The sequence below is a fragment of the Paracoccus sediminicola genome (genome assembly GCF_027912835.1).
Taxonomy (GTDB): Bacteria; Pseudomonadota; Alphaproteobacteria; order Rhodobacterales; family Rhodobacteraceae; genus Paracoccus; species Paracoccus sediminicola.
In genome coordinates, this window is record NZ_CP115768.1 from 1,048,850 (window position 1) to 1,061,683 (window position 12,834).

Consider the following 12,834-nt stretch of genomic DNA (forward strand, 5'->3'; position numbering starts at 1 on the left):
GAGAGGACGCATGGAATACGGATTTACCACTGCCGCATACGTCGTCGCGGCCATATTGTTCATCCTCTCTCTCGGGGGTCTGTCGGGGCAGGAAAGCGCCAAGCGCGCGATCTGGTACGGCATTGTCGGCATGGGGCTGGCGGTGCTGGCCACGCTGTTCGGTCCAGGCGCAGGGAACTGGTGGCTGTCGGTCATCCTGATCGCGATTGGCGGTGCGGGCGGCTATGTCGTCGCCAAGCGCGTGCAGATGACCGAGATGCCGCAGCTCGTCGCCGCGATGCACAGCCTTGTCGGTCTGGCGGCGGTGTTTGTCGGCTTCAATGCACAGCTCGAGCTGGGCCGGGTGCTGCGCGCCAAGGCCGCCGGAATGCCCGACGCGGTCGCCATCACCGGAGAGGATGGCGCGGCCGTCATCCCGCTGAACCTGTTCCGCGGCTTTGCAGAAGTGCTGACCACCAAGACCCCGGCCGAGATCAACATGCTTCAGATCGAGGTGTTTCTCGGCGTGTTCATCGGCGCGGTGACCTTCACCGGCTCGATCGTGGCGTTCGGCAAGCTGGCCGGCAAGATCGACGGGAAGCCCAAGAAGCTGCCGGGCGGGCATCTGCTGAACGCGGCTGCCGCGATCCTGTCGCTGATCCTCGGGCTGATGTATATCGGCGATGTCGGGCCGTCATTCTTCTGGCTGATCCTGATCTCGCTTCTGGCCGGTTTCATCGGCTGGCATCTCATCATGGGGATCGGCGGGGCGGATATGCCGGTCGTGGTCTCGATGCTGAACAGCTATTCCGGCTGGGCGGCGGCGGCCATCGGCTTTACCTTGTCCAACGATCTGCTGATCGTCACCGGGGCGCTTGTCGGCTCGAGCGGTGCGATCCTCAGCTATATCATGTGCAAGGCGATGAACCGGAATTTCGTGAGCGTGATCCTCGGCGGTTTCGGAGGCGATGCCGGACCCGCGATGGAGATCGAGGGCGAGCAGGTGCCGATTGACGCGGATGGCGTCGCAACCGCGCTGAACGAGGCGGATGACGTCATCATCGTGCCGGGCTACGGCATGGCGGTGGCGCAGGCACAGCAGGCCGTGAGCGAGCTGACCCGCAAGCTGCGCGCGCAGGGCAAGAATGTCCGCTTCGCCATTCACCCGGTCGCGGGGCGTCTGCCCGGTCACATGAACGTTCTGCTGGCAGAGGCCAAGGTGCCCTATGACATCGTGCTCGAGATGGAGGAGATCAACGATGATTTCCCCAACACGGATGTGGTGATCGTCATCGGCTCGAACGATATCGTGAACCCCGCCGCGGAAGAGGACCCGAACAGCCCCATCGCCGGGATGCCGGTGCTGGAGGTGTGGAAGGCCAAGCAGGTCTTCGTGTCCAAGCGCGGGCAGGGCACCGGCTATTCGGGGATCGAGAATCCGCTGTTCTTCAAGGACAATACGCGGATGTTCTATGGCGACGCGAAGGATTCGATCAACGCGCTTCTGCCGCTGGTGGAGTGATCCTGAAAGCTGCGAAGCAGGGGCGGGCCATCGCGGCCCGCCTTTTTTCGTTCTTCGGACATGAAACAGCATTATTCTGATCATACGGTAACGATCAGGAGATATCTCGATGCGCCTCGGAACTGCTGTTTTCTTCACCCTTCTCGCCACGGCTGCTGCGGCTCAGGATTGCGAGACCATCCGGTTTTCACCCGGTGAAACCGGCGCCTTTGTCGAGGGCCAGGCCCCCGCCGAAGGATCGCAATGTTTCTCTGTCGATCTTCGGCCGGGCCAGAATTTCTTTGCCGAGATCGTCGCCGGGCAGGAAGATATCGCGATCTCGATACCCGGCATCGGCGATAATCGCGGCAGGTTCGAGTTCGTCGCCGATGCAAGCCGCTATGAGCTCTGGGTGCATCAGACCTTCCGCGCCGTTCAGGCCGCGCCGTTCACCATGCTGGTCAAGATCGAATAGGCGGCGCTTCCGCGCTCATCCAGCCCGCGTCGGCAAGGCTGAATTTCCGTCTTGATCTGGACCGCGCTCCAGCCACTAGAAAAGGTGTCGGCAAGGAGATTCGGGATGAAGATCGGAGAGGTTTCGCGCCGCTCGGGGCTCAGCATCGACACGCTGCGCTTTTATGAGAAGATCGGTCTGATCGACCCTCCCGCACGCGACGGGGCAGGGCGGCGGGATTACGGGCCGTGGGTTCTGGAATGGGTCGCGTTTCTCGCGCGGCTCAACGCCACCGGCATGAAACAGGCCGACCGCATCCGCTATGCCGAGCTGCGGCGCAAGGGCGATGCCACGCTGGCAGAGCGGCGCGCGATGATCGAAGCGCATCGCCGCGCGGTGGCGGCGCAGATCAGGATGCTGACGGAGTCGCTGGATTTCCTGGATGCCAAGATCGACACCTATCTAGATATGGAACGGGATCATGACCGAGATTCGTCACCGGAAGGGCCAGCAGATCGCCGAGCGGCTGAGCCCGGGGCTGCGAGACGCGCTGTCCGATAAATACGACCGGATACTGCCCGGAATGGCCGACAGCCTGATCGAGTGGGCTTACGGCCATGCCTATGCGCGCGAGGGGCTGGATCTGAAGACACGCCAGCTCTGCACCGTGGCCGCGCTCACCGCGCTTGGCGGTCAGACCGGGCCGCAGCTGAAGGTGAACATTGCCCATACGCTTGCTGCCGGAGCGACCCCGCGAGAGATCACCGAGGCCATTTGGCAGATGGCGGTCTATGGGGGGATGCCCGCCGCGATCAATGGCCTGAACGCGGCGGCGGATGTTTTTGCCGAGCGCGGGATCGGCCCCGGTCAGGGATAGATCATCACCGGGGTGCCGTCCTTGACCATGGCGTAGATCTCTTCGATCTCGCTGTCGGTCACGGCGACGCAGCCCGCGGTCCAGTCGCGTTCCTTGGCGACGCGGCCTTCGGGCCCCTGGCCGTGGATGAAGATGTCGCTGCCCACCGGCACCCCGGCAGCCAGCGCGCGGGCCTTGTCGCGCTCATTCGGATAATCGATGCCGACCGACAGGTGATAGCGGCTTTTGGGGTTGCGGCGATCCACATAGTAGAGCCCCTCGGGGGTTTTGCCGTCACCCTCGTAAAGCTTGTTGCCGACCGGCGCGAATCCGAGGCCGAAATTATATTGCTTCAGCACCGTGTTGCCGGAGAAAAGCCGCATCATGCGCTGCGACTTGTACAGTTCGACCCGCGTGACCGGCGGGCCGTCATAGCTGAGAAACCGGGGCTCGATGGTCTGGCTCGCACAGCCCGCAATTGCCAGAAGGCTGGCTCCGCCCAGCATCAGCTTGAGAAAATCGCGACGCATTCTGTCCCTGCCTTTTTCATATTCAGATTTGGCAACACTTTGCCTGTCAGGGCAGGGCGGTGCAATGCAGCCACGCTTCACGTCAGCTTGAGCGGTGGCGTTACGTCTCTGTTTTCGCGGAGGGATTGCGCAGCTAGCATGCGCGCATGGATCGCAAACTGGATCATCCGCTGCGCACACGGCTTGTGAACGAGCTTCACGCGCGCCCGTCGCCGCGCGTCACCGCACCGTGTCACGCCATCTATCTGGCCTTCAAGGAACCCGGAGAGGCCGCCGCGCGTGACCGCGACCGCGATATCGCGCATTTGGCGGCTTTGGCCGAGCGTCACGGCGCGCCGAAACCGACGCCGGGGGACAGCCATTATTCAGCCACGCTCGGCCGTCACCGCGTCGTCTGGGAAAGCCATACCGAGTTCGTCAGCTATACCGCCATCGCCGAAGGGCTGCCGCCGCGCCCCTTCGATCCGGCGAGCGGGGCGATCTTTTCCGCAGACTGGCAGGAGGCAGCGCCGGGCCGGCGCGTCACCGCCGCCATGGTCCGTGTCGCGGAACTGCCCGAGGATCTCGACCAGATCGACACCGAGCTTGCGGGATGGTTCCGGCGCGACGGGCTGGCGGCCTTCTTTGTGCTGGACCGCGCGGCGCTGATCGCGTCGGATTTCCGCATAGATCCCGATGGCTGGATGCGCTTTGCCGTGTTCCTGCGGCCCGGCACCGGGCAAGGACGGACCGGGCGCATCATTCAGCGCATCGGCGAGATCGAGACCTATCGCGCCATGTCCATGCTGGGCCTCGTCCGCGCGCAGGAATTATCGCACAAACTCAACGCATTGGAACCCGAACTGACGGCGATGGTCGACGGGATGGAGGACGGGCCGGCCGAAACGACGCTGCGCCGTCTGCTGTCCATCGCCTCGCGGCTCGAAGCGCTGGCCACGCAGAGCGCCTTCCGCTTCGGGGCGACCCGCGCCTATGAGGCGATCGTCATGAACCGCATCGAGGTGCTGCGCGAAGAACGGTTCCGCGACCGTCAGCTTCTCTCGGAATTCATGTCGCGCCGCTATGATCCGGCCATGCGCACCGTCACCTCGACCGAGGCGCGTCTCGGCCAGATGCTCGAACGCACGGGCAGGGCGGGCGAGTTGCTGCGCACCCGCGTCGAGGTGGATCGCAGCGCGCAGAACCAGCTTGTGCTGGAAAGCATGGATCGCCGGGCCGAGCTGCAATTGCGTCTGCAACACACCGTCGAGGGGCTTTCGGTGGTGGCAATCAGCTATTATGCGGTCGGGCTACTGGGCTATATGGCCGCGCCGCTGGCCGAGCCTCTGGGGCTGGGAAAGACGGCGCTGATGGCGCTGGCGACACCGCTGGTTGTCGGGCTGGTCTGGATGGGACTGCGCCGGGCCAAGGCGGCGATCCATCATTCTTGACTGGACGCGTCGGGGCAGGGCGGCGATAACATCCTCAAAAGGAGACATGAGATGAAAATCATACTGACCCTCGCCGCCGTTCTGGCACTGTCCGCCTGCAACGTGCCCTTCGTTCCCCTGGTCTAAGTCTAATGCCCAAGTCATTGAAAATGTATGGTCTCGACTATTGCTCGACAGTCCAGAAAGCGCGCGCCGCGCTTGAGGAGGCCGGTTGGGAAATCGAGTTTCGCGACGTGAAGCAAGACACGCCGAGCAAGGACGAATGGTCGAAGCTGCTCGTTGCATTCGGCGAAAAGCTGGTGAACCGCGCCAGCCTGACCTGGCGCGGCATGTCGGATGAGGAACGTGAGGCACAGCCCGAAGACATGCTCTCGGCGAAACCGCCGCTGATGAAGCGCCCGGCGATCGAGGCCGAAGGCGCGCATTATCTCGGCTGGACCAAGAACGTCAAACGGGCGCTCGGCGTCGAGACGTGATCAGCTTTTCCACTTGATCGAACAGCCCATTGAGGGCGTTTGTTCACGTGGTCCTTCGCCGGTTTCCGCGATCTGCACCATCGCCTCGAACAATTCGCGCCTTGCATCGGCGGGACCGGCCTGGCGGGTGGAACTGTCCAGCCGGCCGCGATACTGAAGCGCTCCGTCGGCATTATAGCCGAAGAAATCCGGTGTGCATTCGGCGCCAAAGGCCTTGGCCACGTCCTGCGTCTCGTCATAGAGGTAAGGAAAGGTAAATCCGTGCCGCTTTGCCTCGGTTCGCATATGGTCGGGCGCGTCCTGCGGATAGGCGGCAGCGTCATTGGCCGAGATCGCGACAACGCCGATCCCGTGCTGATCCTGAAGCGCGGCGGCATCGCGAACGATCCGGTCGATAATGCTTTGCACATAGGGGCAATGATTGCAGATGAACATCACCAGCGTCCCGTTGCGCCCGCGCAGATCCTCGCTGCTGTGAAGCGTGCCATCGGGATCGGGCAAAATGAAGGACGGCATTGCGGCGCCGAAATCGCATACGGGTGGAGAGACAGCCATAAGAACCTCAATTCATGAACGCTGGGGTAAATCTAGGAGTACCGGGCGAGAATGAAAGCATAGAAGCGCCTGTCAGCCCCTGCGGCATATCAAGTTAGTTACATAATACTGATTATAAACATTAGCTGACAGGCTAGAACGCTGGAACCGAGGCTTCCGCAGCGCCCGCCCTTGCGACCGCCCGACCCATCCCCTACATCATTGCAGAAAGCAAAGGATAGCTGCATGGCCATTGAAGCTCACGAAATCGAAGCCCTGATCCGCGCCGCGTTTCCCGATGCTCAGATCTCGGTGACTGACCTTGCCGGCGACGGCAACCACTATGCCGCCGAGGTTATCGATGACTCGTTTCGGGGCCAGAACCGCGTGCAGCAGCAGCGCGCGGTCTATGCCGCGCTGAACGGGAAAATGGATGGGCCCGACGGTCAACTTCACGCTTTGGCGCTGACCACGAAAGCCCCGGAATAAGGACGAAGACATGACGGATGCACGCACGCAGATCCAGCAGGCATTGGACGAAAACGATGTCGTGCTGTTCATGAAAGGCACCAAGGAAATGCCGCAATGCGGGTTTTCCAGCCGCGTGGCCGGGGTGCTGAACTATATGGGCGTCGCCTATCGCGATGTGAATGTGCTCGCCGATGAGGGTGTGCGCCAGGGGATCAAGGATTATTCCGACTGGCCGACCATTCCGCAGCTTTACGTGAAGGGCGAGTTCATCGGCGGCTGCGACATCATCACCGAGATGACGCTCTCGGGTGAGCTCGATCAGCTGTTCGACCAGAAGGATGTCGGCTATAATAAGGAAGCCGCGGACAAGATACGTGAGGCAAACGCCTGATCTGAAAGGTGTTTTTTATCTTGATGAATGTCTGAAAGCCCCGCCCCAGCGCGGGGCTTTCCTTTTGACGCGCGGCGCAATCGCTCCTAACCTGTCGCGACAGAAAACTGGGAGGATAACAATGACCATCCGCAACCGTCTTGCCGCCGCCATGCTGGGGCTTTCGGCCGCTGCCATGCCGCTTAGCGCATCCGCCGCCGATTTCGTGAACATCCTGACCGGCGGCACCTCGGGCGTCTATTACCCGATGGGCGTGGCGCTGTCGAAGATCTATTCCGAAGCCATGCCCGACGCGCGCGTGCAGGTGCAATCGACCAAGGCGTCGGTCGAGAATCTGAACCTGCTCCAGCAGGGAAATGGCGAGATCGGCTTTTCGCTCGGCGACTCGGTCAAGCTGGCCGCCGAGGGCGACGCCGAAGCCGGCTTCCCTGCCCCGCTCGACAAGCTGCGCGGGATCGCCGCGATCTATCCGAACTATATCCAGATCGTCGCCAGCGAGGAATCCGGCATCACCACGCTGGAGGATCTGAAGGGCAAATCGGTTTCGGTCGGCGCGCCGAAATCCGGCACCGAGCTGAACGCCCGCAAGATCTTCGAGGCGGCCGGGATGAGCTATGACGATCTCGGCAAGGTCGAATATCTGCCCTTCGCGGAATCGGTCGAGCTGATGAAGAACCGCCAGCTTGATGCAACGCTGCAATCCGCGGGTCTGGGCGTCGCCTCGCTGAAGGATCTGTCTACCTCGATCCCGATCACCGTGGTGTCTGTCCCGGCCGAAGTGTCCGAGACGCTCGGCGCGCCCTACGAGGCGGGCGAGATCCCGGCCGGCACCTATGAGGGCCAGGACGAGGCAGTGTCCACCGTGGCGATCCGCAACTATCTGGTCAGCTCGGACGCCGTCAGCGACGACGACGCCTATCTCCTGGCGAAGTCGATTTTCGACAATCTCGACGAGCTGCGCGCGGCGCATTCCGCCGCCGAGGCGATCGACGTGCAGCAGGCGCTGAACGGCATGCCGGTGCCCGTCCATCCGGGCGCGCAGCGCTATTACGACGAGGTCGGCGTCAGCGCCGAATGATGCTATCGGGGCCGGGGCGCAGATGCCCCGGCCCGCTTTTTTTCGGCCCGAAAGTCCTCCAATGACAGATACGCAGCCGCGCCCCGCCGATCCTGAACTGGGGCTGCACGACCCGCTTGCCGAAAGCTTTCCGCAGACGCTCGAAGGCCGGATCCTGTTCTGGATCGCGGTGCTGTTCTCGCTCTATCAGATCACCACGGCGGCGCATCTGCTGAATCTCAACAGCCAGATCCAGCGCGCCTGGCATCTGGGCTTTCTGCTGCTTTTGGGATTTCCGCTGTTGACGCTGCTGCGCGGCCGCTCGCTGCCCTGGCGCGGTCTGGCCTGGGCCATGGCTCTGATCGGGGTCGGGATCGCGCTCTATCAGCACGTGAATTATGTGCCGCTGATGCTGCGCGCCGGAGATATCAACACGTTGGACACGGTGATCGGCATCGCGACGCTGATTGCGGTCTTCGGCGCGGCCTGGGTGGTGATGGGCCCGGCCCTGCCCATCGTGGCCGGGCTGTTCCTGATCTATGCGCTGTTCGGGCAGTATTTTCCGGGCGCGCTTCAGACGCGGGGCTATTCGCTGCACCAGGTGGTCGAACAAATGTCCTTCGGGACCGAGGGCATCTATGGCACGCCGCTCTATGTCAGCGCGACCTATATCTTCCTGTTCATCCTGTTTGGCTCATTTCTTGAAAAAGCCGGGATGATCAAGCTGTTCACCGACGTATCTCTGGGCATGGTGGGGCATCGCATGGGCGGTGCGGCGAAGGTCTCGGTGGTGTCCTCGGGTCTGATGGGCACGATTTCCGGCTCGGGCGTCGCCAATGTCGTGACCACGGGGCAGTTCACCATCCCGCTGATGAAAAGCTTCGGCTATCGCGCGGCCTTCGCGGGGGGCGTGGAATCGACCTCCTCGATGGGCGGGCAGATCATGCCGCCGGTGATGGGCGCGGTCGCCTTCATCATGGCCGAGACGCTTGGCGTGGCCTATATCGAGGTGGTTCGCGCGGCGATCACCCCGGCAATGCTCTATTTTGCCTCGGCCTTCTGGATGGTCCATCTCGAGGCCGGGCGGCGGTCGCTCAGCGGTATGAGGAAAGAGGAGCTGCCCTCGGCACGCCGCGCATTGCGAGAGGGCTGGTATCTGATCCTGCCACTCGCCGTGCTGGTGTTCCTGCTGTTTTCCGGATTTACCCCGCTTTTCGCCGGCGCTGTCGGGCTAGCGCTGACGGTGATGCTGATCCTCGGCGCCTCGCTGATGCTGGGGCTGCCCTCGCTGGTGATCCGGTCGATATTCTGGATCGGGCTGGCGCTGATCGTGGGCTTTATCCTGCGCGAGCGGCAGGAGGCGCTGCTCTGGTATCTGGTGCTGGCGCTCATCGTCATCAGCGCCGTCACGAAGGGCGGGCGCGAAACCGTCTGGCAAGTCATCGAAAGCCTCGCCGAAGGCGCCAAGACCGCCCTGCCCGTCGGCGTTGCCTGCGCGCTTGTCGGGGTCATCATCGGCACCATGACCCTGACCGGGGCCGCAAACACATTCGGGATCTTCATCGTCGGCGTCGGAGAAAGCTCGCTGCTTCTGTCCCTGGTGCTGACCATGCTGACCTGCATCGTGCTGGGGATGGGGATTCCCACAATCCCGAATTACATCATCACCTCTTCCATCGCGGCGCCCGCGTTGCTGGAACTTGGTGTGCCGCTGATCGTCAGCCATATGTTCGTCTTCTATTTCGGCATTCTCGCCGATCTGACCCCGCCCGTGGCGCTTGCCTGCTTCGCGGCCGCACCCATCGCCAAGGAATCCGGCTTCAAGATCAGTCTCGAAGCGATCAAGGTTTCGGCTGCGGGCTTCGTGATCCCCTATATGGCCGTGTTCACGCCAGCGCTCATGTTGCAGGCGGGCGGGCCTCTTGCGGATGCGGTAGGCTTCCCGCTTGCGGTCGCTTATATCGTCTTGAAATGCGCGCTGGCCATCGGCCTGTGGGGCGCGACTGTGATTGGCTGGCTGGGACACAGGCTGGCGCTGTGGCAACGCGGGCTGACCGCCGCTGCCGCCTTCACGCTGATTGCCGCCCTGCCCCTGACCGATGAAATCGGGTTTGCGCTGGCGGCGCTGTTCGCCGCAAGCTGGTGGTTCGCACGAAAGAGACACGCATGAGCAGTTGCCTGATGATCGGAGCCGTGGCGCTCGCCCTGTCCGGCGACCGTTTCACGCTGGAATGGACCCATTCGGTTGAAAAGATCGAGTGGCGCGAGGAATGGATCGTCAACCGGCGCGGATTGCGGTTGCTGAAGGCGTGGGTCAAAGGCTCTGGCGCGGGAATGGAGCCGGGCCCGAATGCCGTCCGCGATGGCGACTGGTGGGTCTGGCGTCCGAACCTGCCGCCGCAGCCTGAGCTTGTGCTGGCCGCTTCAGGGGCGACGCCCTCGGCCTGGCTGCTCTGCGACGGCGATGACTGCCGCGAGATCGGCGCAGAGCCGGGCGAGGCCATTACATTACGCCCCTGCCCGGAATCCTGAATATGCGCGATGGCGACAAAAAACCCGCCCGAGAGGGCGGGTTTTGTCTGTTGATGCCGGCGTAACGAACCCTGTCACGCACCCGAATACCAATCCGCTTCCTCGCCCGTCGAACGCCTCTGATCGCGCGAACGGGCCGCAGCGAAGGCTTCCTCTGCGTAGAGGTCGTCGTAATACGGGTCGTCATCGCCGTAGTAAGGATCATAATAGGGATCGTAATCGTCCCGCCTGCCCTTCAACGATCTGGCGATGGCCAGACCCACGGCAAAGGCACTGACCAAACCGACGCCCGGCCGGGCACGGGTATCCATCGCGCGGTCGAAGCTGTCCTTCGCCTCTTCGAGGCCGTCCTCGGCCTTGCGCTTTACCTCGCTGAGCGTCTCGCTCAGATCGGCACCCGCATCCTGCGCATGCTCACCGGCCTTGCCGACCAGGCTGCGGGCCTTGCCCTCGGCCCGGCCGAACAGCGAGGCGACGCGCGCCTGAGCGCTGCTCATGGTTTCCTCGGCCTTGCCCTTCGCCTTGTCGAGCGCCGTGTCGGTGGCAAGGCTCAGCCGCGCCTCGACCTCGCTCTTCAGCTCATCCGTCGTCGGCATCCGGTGACGTTCTGCGTTGGAAACCGCCAGCATGATGATCGCGATCAGCAGAAAGCCGCCCCCGATGATGAGCGAGGCATAGGTCGGGCCCAGCTCCAGCCGCCAGGCGAGAAAGCTCCACAGCGCGGATAGCAGAAAGCCGAGCGCAATCAGCCCCACGACGCCCGCACCGAGCTTCAGCCCGGTGCGGCGCGCCTTGTCGCCAAGCGCCAGTTGCAGCTTGTTGGCGTAATCGAACATCTGATCAGCGACGTGCGATCATCAGCCCGACGAGGAAGCCGACACCCGCCGCGATGCCAAGCGACTGCGCCGGGTTGCGGCGCACCATCGCCGAAACCTCGTCGTAATATTCCTCGGCATATTCAGCGACTTCACCAGCGCGGCGCTCGCCTTCGCGATACAGGCGGCGGGCCTCGTCGCGGGCGACCTCGGCATATTCACGCCCCATCTCGCGCGCGTTCTCGGCATATTCGCCGGCGCGACCGCGTGCGTTGCGGGCAACCTGCTGCGCGCGCTCCGACAGCTCTTCGCCATGCAGGCGCGCGGTTTCGGCAACGCCCTTCGCTTCATTGGAAATGTCGCGTGCGGCGACCTTGGCATCGTCTTTCAGATCGCGTGCGGTATACTCATTCTCGGCCATCTCGGCTCTCCTGTGCAATCAATGCGTTCCCGGATGAAACGCAGATCGCCCCGGCCTCGTTCCTCAAAAACTGCTGTTTATTAACCCGCTGCGCCGAACGGGGCGGTCCCGCCTCTGGCAATGCGTCAGATCGGAATCGGGGAAAGTGGTACCGCCTCCCCGGCTTGAACGGGGGACCTCTGGATCCACAATCCAGCGCTCTAACCAACTGAGCTAAGGCGGCACGGTCCGCGTCGTTTAGCGCCACGCGGGGCAGGATGCAAGGCCGGACTTGCCGCAAAATCGCAGCCGGGATAGGAGAGGAAAAAAGGAAAGCGTCATGGGCATCAACAGCGAAAGCGATATCGCCGCGAATCTGCAGATCGGTCCGACCGATCAGGGCATGGTGCGGATTTATGTCGAGGGCGACGGCGTCGATCTGCCGCTGGATTTCGACCCGGACGAGGCGACCGAGATTGCCGAAGAACTCATGGCCGCGGTCGAGGTTGCGCGTGGCATGGGCACGGGAAAGAAGGGCAAGAAGCGACGCTGACCCCGGGCCAAGGCGTCCGATGCGGCACTAAATCTCCCCTGCCCCGAACCCGGCGCCGACCGGATCATGCAGCGCCTGAAGCCGGATCGAGGCGATCCGCGCAATGTCCCGTGTCAGCCGGCTGCGCCGCGCCGCGGCCATCTTGCTCAGCGGTGCGTCGCGCAATATCTCGGCCCCGAACGCGTCGGCGCGGATCAGCCCGGTATCATCCGGCAAAAGATCCTGCGGGAATTCGCCATCGACCGCCCAGAAAAAGCGATCGCTCCACTCCAGATAATTCTGCCATTTCCGGTCGCCGGTGAAATCGGCTCGGCTGCTTTTGCATTCGACGATCCAGATCTCTCCCTGCGGCGAGATCGAGATCGCGTCCACCCGCAGCCCCCGCTTGGGGACGAATTCGCACAGCACAGCGTGATCGAAGCTGCGCAGCATCCGCGCCACGCCGCGCGCCAGCCGGAATCCCGGCTGGCCGGGCAGGCTGGGATCTTCTGTCGTGCTGGCGGCGCTGAGGGACATGCGGACAACATGAACACATCGGGAACAGATTGCAAGCAGCCGGGACGGATCGGCCCCTTGAAAGCGCCCCCTGCCCCGCTTATCTCTTGCCTCCGGCGAGTTTCTGCTCTTCGCGTGAGGGCCATTTTTTCCACTGGCCTATAATTTCTCGATGGGAGCTGGCTCTGTCATGGCCCTGGTCATGTTACCCGGCGCCCACCTGGTACTCCAGGCTTTCGGGAAAACCTGCGCGCCCACGGTCGCTGCGGTTCTCGCCACAGGCCGTCCCCTCGGGGGCGGCTTTTTCTTTGCATCCATCGCGGATGCGCCACGGAAAAGGGGCGGTCCGAAGACCGCCCC

The 12,834-nt window shown here is 63.1% G+C and carries 17 protein-coding genes, 1 tRNA gene and 1 other RNA gene; 13 read left to right on the forward strand and 6 right to left on the reverse strand.

Annotated features, from left to right (window positions below; translation table 11 throughout):
* Positions 1-10: 10 nt before the first annotated feature.
* The 4 genes from PAF18_RS05180 to PAF18_RS05195 all read left to right on the forward strand — a co-directional run bounded on the left by PAF18_RS05180 (position 11) and on the right by PAF18_RS05195 (position 2,811).
* Positions 11-1,501, forward strand: coding sequence for an NAD(P)(+) transhydrogenase (Re/Si-specific) subunit beta (locus PAF18_RS05180; protein WP_271117544.1), 1,491 nt, complete (start codon positions 11-13; stop codon positions 1,499-1,501).
* Between the two features lie 109 nt (positions 1,502-1,610).
* The gene (locus PAF18_RS05185; protein WP_271117545.1) at positions 1,611-1,955 is read left to right on the forward strand and encodes a hypothetical protein; all 345 of its coding nucleotides are present in this window, start codon (positions 1,611-1,613) and stop codon (positions 1,953-1,955) included.
* Between the two features lie 105 nt (positions 1,956-2,060).
* Positions 2,061-2,495 (forward strand): MerR family transcriptional regulator, encoded by a 435-nt coding sequence (locus PAF18_RS05190; protein WP_271117546.1) that lies wholly within the window; start codon positions 2,061-2,063, stop codon positions 2,493-2,495.
* Positions 2,416-2,811: a carboxymuconolactone decarboxylase family protein gene (locus PAF18_RS05195; protein ID WP_271117547.1), complete on the forward strand. Its 396-nt coding sequence runs from the start codon at positions 2,416-2,418 to the stop codon at positions 2,809-2,811. Before PAF18_RS05190 ends, PAF18_RS05195 begins: the two co-directional genes overlap by 80 nt.
* On the opposite strand, the gene PAF18_RS05200 is transcribed toward PAF18_RS05195, so the two are convergent.
* On the reverse strand, positions 2,802-3,320 hold the full coding sequence (locus PAF18_RS05200) for a L,D-transpeptidase family protein (protein ID WP_271117548.1): 519 nt from the start codon (positions 3,318-3,320) through the stop codon (positions 2,802-2,804). The two genes, PAF18_RS05195 and PAF18_RS05200, sit on opposite strands and share 10 nt — an antisense overlap.
* Positions 3,321-3,466: 146 nt before the next feature.
* Here PAF18_RS05200 and PAF18_RS05205 point away from each other — a divergent pair, with 146 nt between their 5' ends.
* The gene (locus tag PAF18_RS05205; protein ID WP_271117549.1) at positions 3,467-4,750 is read left to right on the forward strand and encodes a DUF3422 family protein; all 1,284 of its coding nucleotides are present in this window, start codon (positions 3,467-3,469) and stop codon (positions 4,748-4,750) included.
* A 131-nt stretch (positions 4,751-4,881) separates the two neighbouring features.
* Entirely contained in the window at positions 4,882-5,226 is a 345-nt protein-coding gene (locus PAF18_RS05210; RefSeq protein ID WP_271117550.1) for an arsenate reductase family protein, read from the forward strand.
* Here the strand turns inward: PAF18_RS05210 and PAF18_RS05215 are convergent, their stop codons facing one another.
* A complete protein-coding gene (locus tag PAF18_RS05215; protein WP_271117551.1) occupies positions 5,227-5,781 on the reverse strand; it encodes a thioredoxin family protein in 555 nt (184 codons plus the stop codon). It abuts the gene before it with no gap.
* A 225-nt stretch (positions 5,782-6,006) separates the two neighbouring features.
* Here PAF18_RS05215 and PAF18_RS05220 point away from each other — a divergent pair, with 225 nt between their 5' ends.
* From PAF18_RS05220 to PAF18_RS05240, 5 genes are all read left to right on the forward strand, one after another.
* Positions 6,007-6,249: a BolA family transcriptional regulator gene (locus PAF18_RS05220; RefSeq protein WP_271117552.1), complete on the forward strand. Its 243-nt coding sequence runs from the start codon at positions 6,007-6,009 to the stop codon at positions 6,247-6,249.
* Between the two features lie 10 nt (positions 6,250-6,259).
* Positions 6,260-6,622, forward strand: a complete 363-nt coding sequence (gene grxD, locus PAF18_RS05225) for a Grx4 family monothiol glutaredoxin (protein WP_271117553.1) — start codon at positions 6,260-6,262, stop codon at positions 6,620-6,622.
* 121 nt (positions 6,623-6,743) lie between these two features.
* Positions 6,744-7,700: a TAXI family TRAP transporter solute-binding subunit gene (locus PAF18_RS05230; protein WP_434802240.1), complete on the forward strand. Its 957-nt coding sequence runs from the start codon at positions 6,744-6,746 to the stop codon at positions 7,698-7,700.
* Between the two features lie 61 nt (positions 7,701-7,761).
* Positions 7,762-9,849 carry a TRAP transporter permease gene (locus PAF18_RS05235; protein ID WP_271117554.1) on the forward strand — a complete coding sequence of 696 codons (2,088 nt, stop codon included), beginning with the start codon at positions 7,762-7,764 and terminating at the stop codon, positions 9,847-9,849.
* Positions 9,846-10,211: a DUF1850 domain-containing protein gene (locus PAF18_RS05240; protein WP_271117555.1), complete on the forward strand. Its 366-nt coding sequence runs from the start codon at positions 9,846-9,848 to the stop codon at positions 10,209-10,211. The genes PAF18_RS05235 and PAF18_RS05240 overlap by 4 nt, the downstream gene beginning before the upstream one ends.
* Before the next feature lie 74 nt (positions 10,212-10,285).
* On the opposite strand, the gene PAF18_RS05245 is transcribed toward PAF18_RS05240, so the two are convergent.
* From PAF18_RS05245 to PAF18_RS05255, 3 genes are all read right to left on the reverse strand, one after another.
* The gene (locus PAF18_RS05245; RefSeq protein ID WP_271117556.1) at positions 10,286-11,047 is read right to left on the reverse strand and encodes a CsbD family protein; all 762 of its coding nucleotides are present in this window, start codon (positions 11,045-11,047) and stop codon (positions 10,286-10,288) included.
* Between the two features lie 4 nt (positions 11,048-11,051).
* Positions 11,052-11,447, reverse strand: a complete 396-nt coding sequence (locus PAF18_RS05250) for an ElaB/YgaM/YqjD family protein (protein ID WP_271117557.1) — start codon at positions 11,445-11,447, stop codon at positions 11,052-11,054.
* Between the two features lie 146 nt (positions 11,448-11,593).
* Positions 11,594-11,670 (reverse strand) — tRNA-His (locus PAF18_RS05255).
* Between the two features lie 96 nt (positions 11,671-11,766).
* On the opposite strand from PAF18_RS05255, the gene PAF18_RS05260 reads away from it, so the two are divergent.
* Positions 11,767-11,979 carry a DUF6324 family protein gene (locus tag PAF18_RS05260; RefSeq protein ID WP_271117558.1) on the forward strand — a complete coding sequence of 71 codons (213 nt, stop codon included), beginning with the start codon at positions 11,767-11,769 and terminating at the stop codon, positions 11,977-11,979.
* Between the two features lie 27 nt (positions 11,980-12,006).
* On the opposite strand, the gene PAF18_RS05265 is transcribed toward PAF18_RS05260, so the two are convergent.
* Entirely contained in the window at positions 12,007-12,495 is a 489-nt protein-coding gene (locus tag PAF18_RS05265) for an MmcB family DNA repair protein (RefSeq protein ID WP_271117559.1), read from the reverse strand.
* A 97-nt stretch (positions 12,496-12,592) separates the two neighbouring features.
* On the opposite strand from PAF18_RS05265, the gene ssrS reads away from it, so the two are divergent.
* Positions 12,593-12,750: non-coding RNA, 6S RNA (gene ssrS / locus PAF18_RS05270), on the forward strand.
* The last annotated feature ends 84 nt before the right edge of the window (positions 12,751-12,834 follow it).

Excerpts from the sequence above, each read along its gene's own strand:
- PAF18_RS05180 (WP_271117544.1), top strand. The coding sequence starts at position 11 with ATGGAATACGGATTTACCACTGCCGCATACGTCGTCGCGGCCATATTG.
- PAF18_RS05185 (WP_271117545.1), top strand. The coding sequence starts at position 1,611 with ATGCGCCTCGGAACTGCTGTTTTCTTCACCCTTCTCGCCACGGCTGCT.
- PAF18_RS05190 (WP_271117546.1), top strand. The coding sequence starts at position 2,061 with ATGAAGATCGGAGAGGTTTCGCGCCGCTCGGGGCTCAGCATCGACACG.
- PAF18_RS05195 (WP_271117547.1), top strand. The coding sequence starts at position 2,416 with ATGACCGAGATTCGTCACCGGAAGGGCCAGCAGATCGCCGAGCGGCTG.
- PAF18_RS05200 (WP_271117548.1), bottom strand. The coding sequence starts at position 3,320 with ATGCGTCGCGATTTTCTCAAGCTGATGCTGGGCGGAGCCAGCCTTCTG.
- PAF18_RS05205 (WP_271117549.1), top strand. The coding sequence starts at position 3,467 with ATGGATCGCAAACTGGATCATCCGCTGCGCACACGGCTTGTGAACGAG.
- PAF18_RS05210 (WP_271117550.1), top strand. The coding sequence starts at position 4,882 with ATGCCCAAGTCATTGAAAATGTATGGTCTCGACTATTGCTCGACAGTC.
- PAF18_RS05215 (WP_271117551.1), bottom strand. The coding sequence starts at position 5,781 with ATGGCTGTCTCTCCACCCGTATGCGATTTCGGCGCCGCAATGCCGTCC.
- PAF18_RS05220 (WP_271117552.1), top strand. The coding sequence starts at position 6,007 with ATGGCCATTGAAGCTCACGAAATCGAAGCCCTGATCCGCGCCGCGTTT.
- grxD (WP_271117553.1), top strand. The coding sequence starts at position 6,260 with ATGACGGATGCACGCACGCAGATCCAGCAGGCATTGGACGAAAACGAT.
- PAF18_RS05230 (WP_434802240.1), top strand. The coding sequence starts at position 6,744 with ATGACCATCCGCAACCGTCTTGCCGCCGCCATGCTGGGGCTTTCGGCC.
- PAF18_RS05235 (WP_271117554.1), top strand. The coding sequence starts at position 7,762 with ATGACAGATACGCAGCCGCGCCCCGCCGATCCTGAACTGGGGCTGCAC.
- PAF18_RS05240 (WP_271117555.1), top strand. The coding sequence starts at position 9,846 with ATGAGCAGTTGCCTGATGATCGGAGCCGTGGCGCTCGCCCTGTCCGGC.
- PAF18_RS05245 (WP_271117556.1), bottom strand. The coding sequence starts at position 11,047 with ATGTTCGATTACGCCAACAAGCTGCAACTGGCGCTTGGCGACAAGGCG.
- PAF18_RS05250 (WP_271117557.1), bottom strand. The coding sequence starts at position 11,447 with ATGGCCGAGAATGAGTATACCGCACGCGATCTGAAAGACGATGCCAAG.
- PAF18_RS05260 (WP_271117558.1), top strand. The coding sequence starts at position 11,767 with ATGGGCATCAACAGCGAAAGCGATATCGCCGCGAATCTGCAGATCGGT.
- PAF18_RS05265 (WP_271117559.1), bottom strand. The coding sequence starts at position 12,495 with ATGTCCCTCAGCGCCGCCAGCACGACAGAAGATCCCAGCCTGCCCGGC.